Raw genomic sequence first — 16965 nt, 5'->3', positions numbered from 1 at the left:
GGGCCACCTTAACGGTGGCCCTTTGAATATTTATTAATGCAGAAAAGCATATTCGCTATTTCTCCACCATCTCCTTGTCCATCAAACCAATCTTCAGATAATCCACTTCACGCAGTTGGTCCATCACCGACATTAGCGGTTCATAATCTACAGATTTGTCCACCGGGAAAAAGATGGTGGTCTCTTTGTTGCCTTCTGTTTGCGCAGTGAGTGCGTTCACCAGCGTCTCCCTGGTCACCGCGTTGTTACCAATGTAGCTCTTTGATCGACACATAAACCGGCTCCTCCGGACGCAGCTGCGGCGCGCTGGTGGAGGCCGACAGCGTGCAGCTCAGCGACATCCTGCCGGAAGGCGAAGCGGTCAGCGGCTGGACGCAGCAGGCCGGCACCGTGACCATCGCCGGCAGCCAGTACCACGTTTTCAGCCACGGCGACGCGGAACTGCTGGTGCAGGACGGCGTGAAAATCGAGCTGGTGTAATCCCCCGATGCCGTGCGTGCAGCACGGCATCATCTTCTCCTTTTCCTCTGTTTTGAATCCGTTCGGATTATCTCCCTTCGGGACGTGTCTCATACGGCGTGTTACATCATCTATTACAAAATGCGCACTCTGTAACAAGGCGCAGCGGCCCTCGCTGCAGTGGACCCGACGTAAAAAAACACAGGAATAATCTCCATGAATCTATTCGATTTTAAAGAGGCTAAGTACCTCGAGCGAGATACCAACACCCCAACCTTTTCCGGCACCGTACCGTCAGAAATTGGCAAAGGCGGTCAGATGCTGATTACCGTGGGCGATAAAACTGTCTCGGTGGATATCAACCCCGCCGACGGCAGCTGGAGCTGGACGCCGCCCACGCCGCTGGAGGATGGTTACTACAACATGTCTTTCCAGTCGGTTGATAAGGCCGGTAACGTCAGTACGCCAAGTCTGCGTACGCTGATTGTTGATACCACGCCGCCAGCAGCGCCAAAGCTGGTGTATGTCTATGACGATGAAGGACAACAAACTGGCATGATCAAGTCAGGTGACACAACTGATGATCGTCGCCCTACGTTAACGGGCATTGCCCAGAAGAACACCGTCGTCTACTTAAAGGATGGCGATATCATCATTGGTAGCGCCCAGACAGATCAAGACGGTATGTGGACGATAGAGCCTGAGCGCGATTTAAACGACGGTAAGCACAACCTTACACTTGTAGCAAAAGAAGAATTTGCTAAGAAAGAGCGTTGGGGCGAAACGTCGGAGATTATTGAAATTATTGTAGAAACACGTCCTGAGGCACCGCCCACAACCACAGTCCGATTTGATGATATGACGCGCGACAGCGGAAATCCTTACGATTGGCGCACAAATGATGGCAGCGCAGGGCGTGTTGTCAGCGGCACACTAAGCGAACCGCTAAAAGCAGGTGAGACACTTAAAATCTATAATGGTGTTGAATGGAAAGAAGCGAAGGTAATTGGTAATCGCTGGACATTTATTGATGATGCTGCTCACGATAATAGCTGGGATTATTCGGCTGTTGTTAGTAACGAGAAAGGCGCGGGCGAGCAGATTCAGCAACATGTAGTGATAGATAAAAGTGCACCTGGCTTACCTGCTGATATTATTTTGAGCGGCAGCAACGCAACTATTGATTTAAAAGGCAGCGGAGTAATTGCTGGCGACAAGCTGAATGTCATCGCTGGTAACAATCATATTGGTCACATTCTAACTCAGGCAGAAATCGACTCAGGTAAAGCCGTTATAGCTTTAGGTTCGGTACACACTAAAGTTTCAGCAGCTCTAACTGATCAAATAGGAAATAGCTCAAATTATTTACAAGTTAATATATTAGGTAACAGCGCGACTAACTTTAATGGGATGAACAAGTTATCCTATAGTGAAATTAAAAATAAAGATTTTGGTGACTTTACGTTGAAGGTTGGCAGTAGAAGTCATGCAGGAGGTTGGGAGTATGGACTTGTTAAAGCAGGAACTCGTTATGATTACCAATATGGAGACACTTGGATTAACAACTGGGTCACTCCTTCAGATATGATTGTCATGGGAGGGGCGAATGATGGTAACAATTTAATAGAACTAGATCTTAACGAAAAAGAAGCTTCCGGGATTACATTTCAATTATATGCTCGCGGATATGGTGAAACATTCACTATTCAATTCATTGATATAAATGGCGCCGTTGTTTATACCAAAAAACATATAGTCCCTGGGCATAGCACATGGAATATTGTTGGAGCAAGAATTGATGTTGATATGCCTGATGGCCTTAAGTTCAATAAAATTCAAATTAGTGATTCAACAAGATATCCTAGCCAAAATCCAGTGACAGCTTTAGATGATATACAATTAAAAGGATTATCGGAGAAGACCATATATTCACCGGATACTATACAGACTATCACCGCTCAATATGATGACTACACTTATTTTGGTGATGAGAAAAATAACATCTTTAAACTGTCAGACCCTACAGTGCTCAATGAGAAAGACATCAACATTAATGGTGGCGATGGGATTGATACACTGCAGATAACTACTACTACTTCTGGCTCATTATTGGATGTAAGTAAAATAGTTAGCGTTGGTCGACTTTCATCCGTGGAAATTTTCGATATAAATGGCGGTAACGATACAGTCAAAAATACTTTGAACCTGAATATTAATGATATTTTGGAGCTGGGCCAAAAAAATATTTTCGTAAGTGATGGCAGGCTACAGGTAATGGTCAAAGGCGATAACGATGTGGTCACGCTAGATCATTTATTTAAAGATCAGGATCTTGGAAATTGGGTGAAAGAGTCCGGTAACATAACCCTGGGTGGTCAGCATTATCAGGTGTTCCATCACCAGGCTTTTGACGCGGAACTGCTGGTGCAGGACGGCGTAACGGTGAATCTGGTTTAACCGCGGTTCGCCACCGCATAATGACATGGCGGCCTGCTCGGGCCGCCACAATAAAAAAGGTCGTCATGAATGACGACCCTACAGATATGGTGCTGGTATTACGCCGGTGAAACTATTTCTTCACCGTCTCCATGCCCATCAAACCAATCTTCAGATAACCCGCTTCACGCAACTGATCCATCACCGACATCAGCGTTTCATAATCGACTGATTTGTCCGCCTGGAAGAAGATGGTGGTCTCTTTATTGCCTTGGGTTTGCGCGGTGAGCGCATTCACCAGCGTCTCTTTGGTCACTGCATCGTTACCGATGTAGATCTGTTTATCTGCTTTGATCGACAGATAAACCGGCTTCTCCGGACGCGGCTGCGGCGCGCTGGTCGAGGCAGGCAGATTGACGCGCACATCCACCGTGGCGAGCGGCGCGGCGACCATGAAGATGATCAGCAGCACCAGCATGACGTCGATAAACGGCGTCACGTTGATTTCGTGCATTTCGCCATCGCCGACCGCATCATCGTTTAAACGCATCGCCATAATACTTATCCTACGCGCAGTTTCTGGGCCGCCGCCGGACGGTTAACTTCTTTTGCGGTATCGACGTTGCCGAGGTCCAGATCGCGGCTCTGCAGCAGCAGTACCTGCGCCGCCACGTCGCCGAGCGAAGCTTTGTAGCTGGCAATCATGCGAGCGAAGACGTTGTAGATCACCACCGCCGGGATTGCTGCCACCAGGCCAATCGCCGTCGCCAGCAGCGCTTCCGCGATGCCTGGTGCCACCACCGCGAGGTTAGAGGTCTGGGTTTTCGCGATACCGATAAAGCTGTTCATGATGCCCCACACGGTGCCGAACAGACCGATAAACGGCGCGACGGAACCGATGGTGGCGAGGAAGCCGTTACCGCGGCCGGCGTGGCGGCTAAAGCCTGCAACGCGACGCTCAAGGCGGAAGCTGGTGCGCTCTTTAATACCGTCGAGGTCTTCGCTGCCAGCAGAGAGTTCCAGTTCGTTACGCGTGTCGGCGAGCAGCACGGCGCTGTGGCTGTTGGCTTTGAAGTTTTCGGCCGCGCGATACGCGTCATTCAGTGAGCGCGCTTCGCCCAGCGCCAGCTGTTCGCGCTTCAGGCGACGTTTCGCCCCGCTCAGCTCCGCGTATTTGCCAAAGAAAATCGCCCAGGTGACGACCGAGGCCAGCAACAGGCCGATCATCACAATTTTTACCACGATATCGGCATGCTGATACATGCCCCAAACGGAGAGGTCCGTTTGCATCAAGTCACTGGCTACCACGCTGCGTCTCCGACTTCTGTTGCACCGTTCACGATTGAAGCGCGGATCATAGCAAAAAAACCGACCGAAGTGATAGTGGTTCTCATTACTATTTACAAAGCTGTAACCCGCTGAATTGATGCGGCGCAATGTTTAGCGCGATAAATCGCGCCGCTACGGTTCGGTGCGATTTGCGGAATGGAGCAACAGACACAGTTGCGCGATGAATCGCGCCGCTACGGTTGGGTGCGGTTTGTGGAATTGAGCAACAGGCATAGTTGCGCGATGAATCGCGCCGCTATGGTTGGGTGCGGCTTGTGGCATTGAGCAAAAACACCGCACGGGTCGTAGCGGCGCAATTTATTGCGCTTTGTTTTTACGCCGCGTAATAAAAGCCGCATCCAGCCTCTTTCCGCGATTGTGCTGGCGTCACTCTGATATTCGGCAAACGGGCTCAACCCCGCGCCGCGATTCGTGGTAAGTTGGATGCTTTGTGAGACGTGTCAGGAAAGGCAGTGATGGCAACGAAAAAAATTGATACCCGGCTTGTCACCGCGGGACGCAGCAAACGTTACACTCAGGGCTCGGTTAACAGCGTCATTCAGCGCGCATCCTCACTGGTTTTTGACTCCGTCGCGGACAAACAACGCGCCACCGCCGGACGCGCCAGCGGTGAACTGTTTTATGGCCGGCGCGGCACCCTCACCCATTTTTCCTTCCAGGATGCGATGACCGAACTGGAAGGCGGCGCCGGCTGCGTGCTCTATCCGTGCGGTGCGGCCGCGGTCGCCAATGCCATCCTCGCGTTTGTCACCAGCGGCGATCACATTCTGGTCAGCGGCGCGGTGTACGAACCCACCCAGGATTTCTGCACCAAAATTCTCGCGAAGCTTAACGTCACCACCACCTGGTTTGATCACTGCATCGGCAGTGAAATCGGCGAGCTGGTGCAGCCAAACACCCGCGTGGTGTTCCTCGAATCGCCGGCGTCCATCACCATGGAAGTGCAGGACATTCCGGCAATTGTCGCGGCGGTGCGCGCCAAAGCACCAGACGCGGTGATCATGATTGATAATACCTGGGCGGCGGGCGTGCTGTTTAACGCGCTGGAGCATGGTATCGACATTTCTATCCAGGCCGGCACTAAATACATCATCGGCCACAGCGATGCGATGATCGGCACTGCGGTCGCCAACGAACGCTGCTGGGCGCAGCTGCGCGAAAACTCCTACCTGATGGGTCAGATGGTGGATGCAGACACCGCGTACATGGCCAGCCGCGGCCTGCGCACGCTGGCTACGCGTCTGCGTCAGCACGAAGAAAGCGGTCTGCGCGTGGCCGAATGGCTGGCGGCGCAACCGGAAGTGGCGCGCGTCAACCATCCGGCGCTGGCGCAGTGCAAAGGCCACGAGTTCTGGCGACGCGACTTCAGCGGCAGCAGCGGGCTGTTCTCATTCATCCTGCATGAAAAACTCACCCCGGCGCAGCTGGCAAATTATCTCGATCGCTTCCACCATTTCAGTATGGCCTACTCGTGGGGCGGCTTTGAATCGCTGATTCTGGCGAACCAGCCGGAAGAACTGGCGGCAATTCGTCCGGCGGGCGGCGTGGATTTTGACGGCACGCTGGTGCGTCTGCATATCGGTCTCGAGCACGTTGACGATCTGCTGGATGACCTGAAAGCCGGCTTTGCCCGCCTGCATGCGTAAAAAGATAAACCAAACTTAAACCATCCGGTGCGGCGTAGCGGAGATCAACGATTACGCCGTCCCGGACGGTTAAAATACAAGCCTTGTGACTCGATGGGATAGCTGATGGGTGTTTTACATGAGATTGTCCAGGCGCTGTGGCATCAGGATTTTGCCGCGCTGGCCAATCCGGATGTGGTGTGGATTGTCTACGGCGTGATGTTTCTGACGCTGTTCCTGGAAAACGGTTTGCTGCCTGCCTCGTTCCTGCCCGGCGACAGCCTGCTGCTGCTGGCAGGGGCGATGATCGCCAAAGGCGTGATGGATTTTGTGCCGACCATGGTGATTCTGACCACCGCCGCCAGTCTCGGCTGCTGGCTGAGCTATCTGCAGGGGCGCTGGCTTGGTAATACTAAAATCGTCAAAAGCTGGCTGATGCATTTGCCAGCGCAGTACCATCAGCGCGCCTGGCACCTGTTCAATCGCCACGGCCTGATGGCACTGCTGGTTGGCCGCTTTCTGGCCTTCGTGCGCACGCTGCTGCCGACCATGGCGGGCATTTCGGGTTTGCAGAACGGGCGTTTTCAGTTCTTCAACTGGCTGAGCGGCGCACTGTGGGTCGGGATTGTGGTGGCGATGGGCTACGGCATCAGCCAAGTGCCGTTTATCAAGCGCCACGAAGATCAGGTGATGGCGATCCTGATGGTGCTGCCTATTGTGCTGCTGTTTCTCGGCCTCGGCGGCAGCATTGTGGTGATCTGGAAAAAGCGGCGCCAGAAAGCCTGACCTCTGTGAAGCGCCGCCGTTTCAGGCGGCGTCAAACGGCTGCAGCGCCCCGGTCTGGCGCGCGCGGCTCGCCTCTTCTCCCGGCGTCACGCCAAAGTACCGTTTAAACTCCCGCGAAAACTGTGACGGGCTTTCATAGCCAACACGCACGGCGGCGGCGCTGGCCTTCAGCCCATCCTGCAGCATCATTAACCGCGCCTGATGCAGCCGGTAACGCTTGAGATACTGCAGCGGCGAGGTCTGGGTCACCGCCTTAAAGTTATGGTGAAACGCCGAGACGCTCATGTTGACCTCTGCCGCCAGCATTTCCACGCTCAGGCTTTCGGCAAAGTGGTTCTCGATGCGGCGCAGCGCCCGGGCCACCTGGCTGAACTGCGTCTGGCGATTGACCAGCGACAGCAGCGCGCCGCCAATCGGTCCGGTCAGTACGTAATAGATGATTTCACGCACCAGCTGCGGGCCGAGCACGCGGGCGTCACGCGGTTTATCCATCACATCCAGCAGCCTTTCCGCGGCGCACAGCATCTCCTCGCTAAGAAACGCAGAGTGAATGCCGGAGGTTTGCGGCTGCGGCTGAAACTGCTCGTCATCGCCAATGCTTAACAGCAGATCCTGCAAACTGGCCGGATCCACGGTGAGGCTCATGCCGGCCAGCGGCTGCTGCGGCGTGGCGTCAGTTTCGCACTCCACCGGCAGCGTGACGGTGAGCATCAGATATTTGGTGGCGTCGTAGCGAAACACCGTACTGCCGAGGTAGCCGGTTTTGTGTCCCTGAAACAGGATCACGATGCCCGCCGGATACAACATCGGCGTGCGCGGCAGCGGTTCCTCCGCGTAGATCAACCGTACGTTTTCCACCGCACACAGCGGCTTTTGTGGCTCGCGCATCAGCGTGATCACGCGCTGCGCCAGCTGGCGGCAAAGGGCATCGTTCGGCATGGCACTCTCTCGGGCAGCAAAAAAGCGCAGTGTGCCGCATTGCTGCATAAAGCTCCAGATGGCTGGAGAATCAGGCAAGATTTTTGCAGGATTGCACCGGGCGAAAGTGCCGTTCGGTTGCCACAATGATCCTCAGGTCAGGTTTGTTGACTAGACTTAAGCACATCGTTTCTACGGTAAGTCACTGCAACCGATAAGGAGTCACTATGGCAGAGCAACCCCGGATTAAACTGCACGACGGCAACATGATGCCGCAACTCGGCCTTGGCGTCTGGCAGGCCAGCATTGATGAAGCGCGCAATGCCGTGCTGGAAGCGCTGAAGGTCGGCTATCGTTCCATTGATACCGCCGCCGCGTATAAAAATGAAGAGGCGATTGGCCAGGCGCTGCAGGAAACTGACGTGGCGCGCGATGAGATCTTTATCACCACCAAACTGTGGAATGATGACCAGCAGAACGTTGAGCAGGCGATGGAAACCAGCCTGAAGAAGCTGCAGCTGGAGCAGGTGGATCTCTATCTGATGCACTGGCCGTGCCCGCAGAAAGATCACTACGTCGATGCGTGGAAGAAAATGGTGGAACTGCAACAGCAGGGCCTGGCGAAAAGCATCGGCGTGTGTAACTTCCATGAAGCGCACCTCAAGCGGCTGATTGATGAAACCGGCGTGTCGCCGGTGGTAAATCAGATTGAACTGCATCCGATGCTGCAGCAACGCACGCTGCATGCATGGAACGCGCTGCATCAGATTCAGACCGAGTCGTGGAGCCCGCTGGCGCAGGGCGGCGAAGGCGTGTTTGATCAGGAGATCATTCGCGAGCTGGCGAAGAAGTACAGTAAGACGCCGGCACAGATTGTGATTCGCTGGCATCTGGACAGCGGCCTGGTGGTGATTCCGAAGTCGGTAACGCCGGCACGCATTCAGGAGAACTTCCAGGTGTTTGATTTCCGGCTGGATAAGTCAGAAGTGAGCGAGATCGCGAAGCTGGATAAAGGCAAGCGACTGGGACCGGATCCGGAAGAGTTTAATGGGTGACGTGGGTTAAGGATGCGATGGGTGAAAGGTGCGGTTTGCCCCCTCACCCCGACCCTCTCCCGCACGCGGGAGAGGGAGTTGTCCGGGCGAGACTGAAACAATTAAATGGCTTTAAAATCCCTTTAAACTAATAAGTTAAGTTTATCTCTTAATTTACAGTTGGCTCAAAACGGTTCCCTCTCCCGCGCGCGGGAGAGGGTTAGGGTGAGGGAACAGCAACGCTCCTCACCCAACCGGATTCACCACCATCTGCCCTGCCGTGCCGCGGTCGGCGAGCTCCAGCGTCTGGCTGTAATAGACAAACGGGAAATGCTCTGACGAACTCTGCGGGAAACTCACCAGCAGTTCGACATCGCCATCCACCCAGACCGTATCTTTCCAGCCGCGATCTTCTCCCATCGACTGCGCGCCGTTGACGCTTTTAATCAGGAACATCACGCCCTGAATATGCAGCGACTGCGGACGGTCGGCGTGTATGATCCAGCGCTCAAAGGTGCCCTGCTGCACCGTTGTATCGATGCGATTCATGTCCCACAGCACACCGTTAATCCCCGGCGTACCGTCGCCGAGGCGGAATTCACGCGTGCGCACCGCCACGCCATCCAGAATCTGATCCGCCAGCAGGCGCATCGGCAGGTTGTCGGTCACCAGCGGCAGCAGGCCGGTTGGACGCAGCGTCAGCACCAGCGTATTGGTCAGAATCGATGACGGCTCAAACAGCCCGCGCAGACGATCCATAATGCCTGCCGCCGTGCCTGCGGTGATCGACACTTCATCGCCCTGCGACATGTCCACCAGCACTTCGCGGCGTTCGCCCGGTGCGAGCGACAGCGTTTGCACCGCTACCGGCGCGGGCAGGAAGCCCTGATCGCTGGCGATCACCGTAAACGGCCGGTTGTCGCTAAAGCTGAGATCGAAACGGCGCGCATTGGCCGCATTCAGCAGGCGCAAACGCACCCAGCCGCGCGACACTTCGACATACGGATTTTGCACGCCGTTAACCAGCAGCGTATCGCCGAGGAACCCGCCGTCCGACGGTGGGTTATAAACCGGCGTGGCAAAGTTATCGAGGCGCTTGTCCTGAATAATCAGCGGGAAATCATCGACGCCGTAATGCTTCGGTAGTGGCAGCGCTTTGCTGATGTCATCTTCGATCAGCCACATGCCTGCCAGGCCGTTATAGACATGCGGCGCCATGCGATTCGGCGTGTTGGCGTGATACCACAGCGTGGCTGCGCCCTGACGAATCGGCAGCACCGGCGCCCAGTCTACGCCGGCGGACATCATGCGCGGCGCACCGCCCATCAGCGCGCCCGGCACCTGCAAACCGCTGACGGTCATTGCTACCGGTTCATTGAGGCGGTTGCTGTAGATCAGTTTGACATCATCGCCGCTGTAAACGCGCACTGTCGGGCCAAGGTACAGGCCGTTAATGCCCCACACCGGCACTTTGTTGCTGTTGCCGTTGAAGGACCAGTGGCTGCGCTGCAGCGTGAGGAACAGCGGCTGACCGCGGCGTGATTCGATCAGCGGCGGCACCGGCAAAGGTACATCGCCCAATGGCGCGGCGGCGCGGGCGGCGTAAGGCATAACGCTGGAAGCCAGCGCCATACCGGCAGAAAGCTGAATAAACTGACGTCTGCTGCAAGACATAAAACTTCAGACCTTTTGAGCGTGGCGTGAAGACGCCGTGTCCATGTTGTTATTTTTAATCGTGTTGTGAAGCGCACGAAAGGCGCGGCTGTGTGTCCGGGTCAGGTAAATGCGCATCCGGGACCCGGTGCGCATGAATGCGCACCCTACAAATGGCGGGATCCGCAGCAAATCAATGCACCCGACAGATCGAGCCATTGCGCGCTGCGGGTGAGCCATTTTTTGCCGGCTAGATTTTACCGTTTTTTTCGCGTTCGGCGACTTCAGCGTTCAACTCTTCCAGCTTAGCAGACATTAATTCACGGCAGTGGGTCGCCAGCTTACGTACCGACGTGGTTTCAAACTGCGTGGTATCCACTGGCGGCAGCATTTCCACGATCACTAAGCCATTGTTCCAGCGATTCAGTTTGATTTTGCCGTGGGTGTTAGAGACCACCACCGGGATGATCGGCACGCCCGCCGCCACCGCCGCATGGAACGCGCCGGTCTTGAACGGCAGCAGACCGCGTCCGCGGCTGCGCGTCCCTTCCGGGAACATCCAGAAGGAAATTTTCTTCTTTTTAAACTGCGCCACCAGCTCGCCGATGGTGCCGTGCGCTTTGGCGCGGTTATCGCGGTCGATCAGCAGGTTACCGGTCAGCCAGTAGAGCTGGCCAAAGAACGGGATCCACAGCAGGCTTTTCTTGCCAACCGTGACCGTGGTCGGCTGCACGATATTGGCGGCGGTGATCATGTCGTAGTTGTTCTGATGGTTAGCGATGTAAATCGCGTTACCGTAGCTTTCGGCATCCGCCGGTTTACGCAGTTCGACTTTGACGCCAAACACCGTCGACAGACGACCAAACATGTGACCAAAGGTCGCCACGTGGCGCGGATTACGCGGTGAAAACAGACACCAGATGCTGCCAAATATACAAACCAGAATCGAATAAATCACAACGATCAACGTGCGTAAAATTAGTAACATAGCTTCCTCAAATGTGGCAGTCCTTCGCCTTTTCAGTCTTACTCTTCGCTATTCGCGTCACTTTTTGGCCGCGCTGGCGCATTCACTTCCACGCTATCGATCCGCTGCAGTCCGCGCGATACGCTACCGCGACGGCCGCGCTCAGCACGCACTTTCTGCAGATCTTCATCACGCATGATCAGCTTACGCTTGCCGACATAGATAGTGATGGAACTGCCCGGCGGCAGAATCAGCAGCCACTGCAGCTTGTCCACGCCCGCGGCGGCGTCCGCGGACGGAATCGAGATAATCTTGTTGCCCTTGCCTTTCGACATCTGCGGCAGATCGGCCACCGGGAACATCAGCATCCGCCCCGCCTGGGTGATGGCCAGCAGCATGTCGTCGCCAGAGTGCACCGCCAGCGGCGTCATCACTTTGGCGTTTTCAGGCAACGTCAGCAGCGCTTTACCGGCGCGGTTGCGCGACACCAGATCGGCAAAGGTACAGATGAAGCCGTAGCCGGCATCGGAGGCCATCAGCAGCTTCTGATCGTCCGCTTCCATCAGCACCTGCTCAATCACCGCACCTGGCGGTGGCGTCAGCTTGCCGGTGAGCGGCTCACCCTGCCCGCGTGCCGACGGCAGCGAGGTCGGATCCAGCGTATAGCTGCGGCCGGTGGAGTCAATAAACGCCACCGGCTGGTTGCTCTTGCCGCGCGCGGCGGCACGGTAGCTGTCGCCCGCTTTGTAGCTTAATCCTGCCGGATCGATATCGTGACCTTTGGCGCTGCGCACCCAGCCCATCTGCGACAGCACAATGGTGACCGGCTCAGCGCTCACCAGCTCGTTCTCGCTCAGCGCTTTCGCTTCTTCACGTTCGTGCAGCGGTGAACGGCGATCGTCGCCGTAGGTCTGGCTATCGGCCAGCAGTTCTTTCTTCAGCAGGTTACTCATTTTGCGATCGGAGGCGAGGATCGCCTGCAGCTGATCGCGCTCTTTTTCCAGCTCGGCCTGTTCACCGCGAATCTTCATCTCTTCCAGTTTGGCGAGATGGCGCAGTTTCAGTTCCAGAATCGCTTCGGCCTGGGTTTCGCTGATGTCAAAGCGCGACATCAGTACCGGCTTCGGCTCATCCTCGCTGCGGATGATGTGAATCACCTCATCAATATTAAGGAACGCCACCAGCAAACCTTCGAGGATATGCAGACGACGCAGCACGCGTTCCAGGCGATGATTGAGACGGCGTGTCACGGTATCGCGGCGGTACACCAGCCATTCCGAGAGGATCTCCAGCAGGTTTTTCACCGCCGGACGGTTATCCAGCCCGATCATGTTGAGGTTAACGCGGTAGCTCTTCTCCAGATCGGTGGTGGCAAACAGGTGGTTCATTACCTGATCGAGATCCACCCGATTGGAGCGCGGCACAATCACCAGCCGCGTCGGGTTTTCGTGATCCGATTCATCGCGCAGATCCTCCACCATCGGCAGCTTTTTATTGCGCATCTGGCTGGCGATCTGCTCCAGCACGCGCGCGCCTGACACCTGGTGCGGCAGCGCGGTGATCACCACCTCGCCATCCTCTTTTTTCCACACCGCACGCTGGCGGATTGAACCACGGCCGTTCTGGTAGATCTTGCGGATCTCGTCGCGTGGCGTGATGATCTCGGCTTCGGTCGGGAAGTCCGGCCCCTGCACGATCTCCAGCAGCTCATCCAGCGTGGTGTTGGGTTTGTCGATCAGGCGCACCGCGGCTTCGGCCACTTCGCGCAGGTTGTGCGGCGGAATGTCGGTCGCCATACCCACGGCGATGCCGGTGGTGCCGTTGAGCAGAATGTTCGGCAGGCGCGCCGGCAGCATTTTCGGCTCCTGCAGCGTGCCGTCGAAGTTCGGGATGTAATCCACCGTGCCCTGCCCCAGTTCGCTGAGCAGCACTTCGGCATATTTCGACAGGCGCGATTCGGTGTAACGCATCGCGGCAAAGGATTTTGGATCGTCCGGCGCACCCCAGTTGCCCTGACCATCCACCAGCGGATAACGGTAGGAGAACGGCTGCGCCATCAGCACCATGGCTTCATAGCAGGCGCTGTCGCCGTGCGGATGGTATTTACCCAGCACGTCACCCACGGTACGCGCCGATTTCTTGAATTTTGCGCTGGCGTTAAGCCCCAGCTCGGACATGGCATAAACAATGCGGCGCTGCACCGGCTTGAGACCGTCACCGATGTACGGCAGCGCACGGTCCATGATCACGTACATGGAGTAGTTCAGGTACGCGTTTTCAGTAAACTTGTGCAGGGCAAGACGCTCTGCGCCATCCTGTGTCATTTCACTCATTAAGCTGGCATCCTCACTTCGTGGCCCGCAACGGCGGGTCATCCGGCGGTCATTTGGCGAGGATAGTACCTTATTCGCGGGATTTAGTCACAGGGAAGCCGGTTAACTTGCGGTACCATTCTTTTTCCTGAATTATGGCCTGGTGCTGCGCGTAAGTTGCAGAAAGTACATCATTAATTTTGTAAGTGGTTCCCCACACCTGGTGACCAAAAACATGGCCGCTGCCTAAATACTCTTCGCCGGAGAAATGGCGCGGGATAAAATAGTGGCTTGGCCATAACGTGAGATTGTTATAACGCAGACGGTTGATAGTATCGGTTAGCAGTTGCGGCCCGGTCATTTTCCACGGCTGGTCGGCAAGAACATCTTCTTTTGCCCCGATAGCCATGATGATTTCGGCCAGTAACGCCGCTTGTGCTTCTGCCGCCAGATAGCCATTAGCGATCATGCCAGGCCTGGCGCGTTCGTTTTCCATACTGGCACATATCTGACTATCAAATAGCCAATCTTCAAGCGGCCGCAGACAAAAGCTGTCCGCATCAAGAGCAAAACCGCCCTGCCGGAACAAAATCTCATAGCGCATGATATCTGCTGCGCCGCAGTAATAGCGGGCTTTAAGCATAGTGTGGAGATGCTTGTGGTTAATCCAGCGTGTACTTTTAACTTCTGAATTACCCCAGACTTTTACCTTCCAGTCCGGATTAAAGCTTCTCCAGCTTTCAATCATTTCACGTGGCATGCGGGATTCATTTCCTACCCACACGATGTGCATGATTTTGGGCATTTTCATTGCTGCGGCTCCGCTCTTATTTCAGTAATATCCTTATAAAATAGGGATTTATAATTTCTAAACTGGCCTTCAATATCTGAATTGCCCGGCAGCTGATGACCCACAACGGGATACATACCCAGCCAGCGACCACGCTGCATTAGCTGCATCCAGTGCACATCTACAGCAAATTGATGCTTTGCGCCGCCCTGTAACAAGCGCTCCACCGATTCAGCCACGTTGTCTCGTAATTCTGGTAAATAATTTTTGTTTACCAGATAAGCACAGGCGCACCAGGCTTGCAGCGGCTTAATCAGACTGGTTGTGCTTTTAAAAGGAATAACACGGGAATAATTCGCGCTCAGTAAGGTGACATCCCATTGCAGGGAGGGCAACACATCGAAGGTGTATGCCAGGGCAGCCTTGCTTGCAGCATCATGATTAAAATACATGTCATCTTCTAAAATCAGCACATGGCCCCAATTCTGAGTGATAGCATGCTCCAGTACCGCCAGATGAGATTGCGCACAACCAACGTGACCCAGCAGGTGGCGCTTCGCTTCAAACCTGAAGATCTTGTTTTCCGGCACCGCAAGTTTTCTGAGTTGCTGCTCAATACTGCTTCTGCGAACGGTACGTTCTTTGAGATTGATGTAAACGATTTTGTCGATAAGATCCCAGTTAAGCACCATAGATGCCAGCCCCTGATAACGATGATTGCCTTATGTGGCGGCTATAATCCGAAAAAACTTAAATCAGTCAGCGAACAAACCGCAGAAAGATAACGACTGGTTTAACATTGTTTGTAATTTAAAATAGCCAAAGAGTGTGAACAGCATCACGTAAATAACCTTACCTCCGCATCTTAGTGTGATCACTTTAGCTCTTTGGTTCCCGGTGTATTAATGCTGTCCGCCTGACGGGACAACATTTAGTATTGTTGCTGCCGCCATCCTTTCCTAAATTCATACTCCATACGACACACCTTTTTCGCGACGGCTTGCTGGCAATGAAATAAATGCCACAAGGAAAAATCCCATTAGGTTTTACCAAAATAAAGGGTGACCGAATGCAAATACTGACTTCGCGACAACACCGGTTAGTGAAATTGCTGTTGCAACAGGCGGCGCCGCAGCCGATTGGTCAGCTGGCGTTACAGCTCGGTGTCTCCGGAAAGACCATTCAGCGCGACCTGCAGTGGCTGGAGAGCTGGCTCAGCAACTGGGCGCTGACGCTGGAGAAAACCCCTGGCCGCGGTGTGCGGCTGCGGGTTGAGGATATGCAGCAGCGTTTGCAGCTGGAGCAGCAGCTGAACGGCGACGAGGCCGGCGACGCGCTCAGTCATAACAGCCGGCGGATAAAAATCGCCTCCCAGCTACTGAGCGATGCGCCGCGTGCTACGTCAATCAGCAAGCTGTCCGAGCGCTACTTTATCAGCCACGCCTCGATTGTGAACGACCTGAAGGTGATTGAAGAGTGGTTGCAGCCGCTGGGATTAACGCTGCAGCGCGGTCCGGGCGGCACGCACATAGAGGGCCATGAGCAGGCGCTGCGTCAGGCGATGGTGTCGCTGATCAACGATGTGATGCAGCAACAGGTCGCCGGTACGCCGTTGCTGCCGCGGCTCGATCCCGGCAGCCAGCAGGCGCTGGTGCACTATTTTGGCGAAGAGGATGTGGCCTTTGTGCAGACGCTGCTGCAACAGATGGAGCAGCAGCTGAGTTATCCGCTGGGCGATGCCTGGTATCTCAATCTGTGCACGCACATCCTGATCATGATGCACCGCATGGCGCAGGGCAACGCGCTGGCGCTGGACATTCTCACCACCGCGCACGATCTGGATCAGTCGATTCTCACCATTGCCCGGCAGATGGTGGCGCGCATTGAGCAGCGCATCGGCTGTGCATTGCCGGCCGATGAAGTCGGTTTTATTTATCAATATATCGTCTCCTCCGGCATTGTGGTGGAAGAGCGTGGCGATCAGGTGACGCTGCATAATCAATTTTCCACTGCCGAGTCGGTTAAAATAACCTGCGAATTAATTGATCGTTTCTCGGCGTTTATTCAGCAGGACTTATCTCAGGACCGTTTATTATTTGACGGTTTACTGGTGCATATAAAGCCATTATTAAACCGGCTTAAATATCACATTCATATTCGCAATCCGCTACTGGATGATATTAAACAGGAAATGAAAGAGATATTTTCGCTGACTCAGCAGGCAATGCAACTGACCGCGCGCATCTTCGCCCTGTCGCCGGTGGCTGAGGATGAAATTGGTTATCTGTGCGTTCATTTCCAGGCGGCACTGGAGCGGCAGATCGCCCACAAACGCATCCTGGTGGTGTGCTCCAGCGGCGTGGGTACCTCGCACCTGCTCAAGAGCCGCATATTACGCGCCTTTCCGGACTGGGAAATTGCCGGCGTGGTGTCAGCCAGCAATCAGGCGGCGTTTTGTCAGCACCACGCGGTGGATTTGGTGATTACCACCATCCACCTCGACGCCGGTGCCATTCCGGCCGTGTATGTCAGCGCCTTTTTTAATGATGACGATATCCGGCGGGTCACTGACGCCATGATTGGCAGCCAGCTGCCCAACGGCACGCCCTGCGCGTTGGCCGCACACTGATTGAAT

Annotated in this window: 14 protein-coding genes and 1 pseudogene; 6 read left to right on the top strand and 9 right to left on the bottom strand. The window is 55.0% G+C overall.

Features of this window, described 5'->3' with window-relative positions:
• Positions 1 to 55: 55 nt before the first annotated feature.
• Positions 56 to 323 (bottom strand): annotated as a pseudogene (locus tag H7K56_RS15945) (biopolymer transporter ExbD); the annotation flags it as partial.
• Here H7K56_RS15945 and H7K56_RS23415 point away from each other — a divergent pair.
• On the top strand, positions 310 to 480 hold the full coding sequence (locus tag H7K56_RS23415) for a hypothetical protein (protein ID WP_249042709.1): 171 nt from the start codon (positions 310 to 312) through the stop codon (positions 478 to 480). The pseudogene H7K56_RS15945 and the gene H7K56_RS23415 sit on opposite strands and share 14 nt — an antisense overlap.
• A 195-nt stretch (positions 481 to 675) precedes the next feature.
• Positions 676 to 2916: an Ig-like domain-containing protein gene (locus H7K56_RS15940; RefSeq protein WP_150360411.1), complete on the top strand. Its 2241-nt coding sequence runs from the start codon at positions 676 to 678 to the stop codon at positions 2914 to 2916.
• 112 nt (positions 2917 to 3028) lie between these two features.
• Here H7K56_RS15940 and exbD read toward each other — a convergent pair whose 3' ends face one another.
• Together exbD and exbB are read right to left on the bottom strand one after the other, a co-directional pair.
• Entirely contained in the window at positions 3029 to 3451 is a 423-nt protein-coding gene (gene exbD / locus H7K56_RS15935) for a TonB system transport protein ExbD (RefSeq protein WP_150360410.1), read from the bottom strand.
• Positions 3452 to 3456: 5 nt separating this feature from the next.
• On the bottom strand, positions 3457 to 4185 hold the full coding sequence (gene exbB / locus H7K56_RS15930; RefSeq protein ID WP_182689032.1) for a tol-pal system-associated acyl-CoA thioesterase: 729 nt from the start codon (positions 4183 to 4185) through the stop codon (positions 3457 to 3459).
• 515 nt (positions 4186 to 4700) lie between these two features.
• On the opposite strand from exbB, the gene metC reads away from it, so the two are divergent.
• Together metC and H7K56_RS15920 are read left to right on the top strand one after the other, a co-directional pair.
• A complete protein-coding gene (metC, locus tag H7K56_RS15925) occupies positions 4701 to 5891 on the top strand; it encodes a cystathionine beta-lyase (protein WP_150360408.1) in 1191 nt (396 codons plus the stop codon).
• Positions 5892 to 5996: 105 nt separating this feature from the next.
• Positions 5997 to 6656 carry a DedA family protein gene (locus H7K56_RS15920; RefSeq protein WP_021509591.1) on the top strand — a complete coding sequence of 220 codons (660 nt, stop codon included), beginning with the start codon at positions 5997 to 5999 and terminating at the stop codon, positions 6654 to 6656.
• Positions 6657 to 6677: 21 nt separating this feature from the next.
• Here H7K56_RS15920 and H7K56_RS15915 read toward each other — a convergent pair whose 3' ends face one another.
• On the bottom strand, positions 6678 to 7595 hold the full coding sequence (locus tag H7K56_RS15915) for an AraC family transcriptional regulator (protein ID WP_058771382.1): 918 nt from the start codon (positions 7593 to 7595) through the stop codon (positions 6678 to 6680).
• A gap of 206 nt (positions 7596 to 7801) precedes the next feature.
• Between H7K56_RS15915 and dkgA the strand changes: the two genes are divergently transcribed.
• Positions 7802 to 8629 carry a 2,5-didehydrogluconate reductase DkgA gene (gene dkgA / locus H7K56_RS15910; protein ID WP_021509593.1) on the top strand — a complete coding sequence of 276 codons (828 nt, stop codon included), beginning with the start codon at positions 7802 to 7804 and terminating at the stop codon, positions 8627 to 8629.
• A 225-nt stretch (positions 8630 to 8854) separates the two neighbouring features.
• Here dkgA and ftsP read toward each other — a convergent pair whose 3' ends face one another.
• From ftsP to H7K56_RS15885, 5 genes are all read right to left on the bottom strand, one after another.
• On the bottom strand, positions 8855 to 10282 hold the full coding sequence (gene ftsP / locus H7K56_RS15905) for a cell division protein FtsP (protein ID WP_031280127.1): 1428 nt from the start codon (positions 10280 to 10282) through the stop codon (positions 8855 to 8857).
• 229 nt (positions 10283 to 10511) lie between these two features.
• On the bottom strand, positions 10512 to 11249 hold the full coding sequence (locus H7K56_RS15900) for a 1-acylglycerol-3-phosphate O-acyltransferase (protein WP_021509595.1): 738 nt from the start codon (positions 11247 to 11249) through the stop codon (positions 10512 to 10514).
• 38 nt (positions 11250 to 11287) lie between these two features.
• Entirely contained in the window at positions 11288 to 13561 is a 2274-nt protein-coding gene (parC, locus tag H7K56_RS15895; RefSeq protein ID WP_021509596.1) for a DNA topoisomerase IV subunit A, read from the bottom strand.
• A gap of 70 nt (positions 13562 to 13631) precedes the next feature.
• The gene (locus H7K56_RS15890) at positions 13632 to 14351 is read right to left on the bottom strand and encodes a glycosyltransferase family 32 protein (RefSeq protein ID WP_150360407.1); all 720 of its coding nucleotides are present in this window, start codon (positions 14349 to 14351) and stop codon (positions 13632 to 13634) included.
• Positions 14348 to 15022 (bottom strand): glycosyltransferase family 25 protein, encoded by a 675-nt coding sequence (locus H7K56_RS15885; protein WP_150360406.1) that lies wholly within the window; start codon positions 15020 to 15022, stop codon positions 14348 to 14350. The genes H7K56_RS15890 and H7K56_RS15885 overlap by 4 nt, the downstream gene beginning before the upstream one ends.
• A 377-nt stretch (positions 15023 to 15399) precedes the next feature.
• Between H7K56_RS15885 and H7K56_RS15880 the strand changes: the two genes are divergently transcribed.
• Complete coding sequence (locus tag H7K56_RS15880) at positions 15400 to 16959, top strand: BglG family transcription antiterminator (RefSeq protein WP_150360405.1); 1560 nt, start codon at positions 15400 to 15402, stop codon at positions 16957 to 16959.
• Positions 16960 to 16965 lie beyond the last annotated feature (6 nt).

The sequence above is a fragment of the Pantoea dispersa genome (assembly GCF_014155765.1).
Lineage (GTDB): Bacteria > Pseudomonadota > Gammaproteobacteria > Enterobacterales > Enterobacteriaceae > Pantoea > Pantoea dispersa.
The sequence above is the reverse complement of the archived record's forward strand: the minus strand, read 5'-3'. Positions and strand labels throughout refer to the sequence as shown.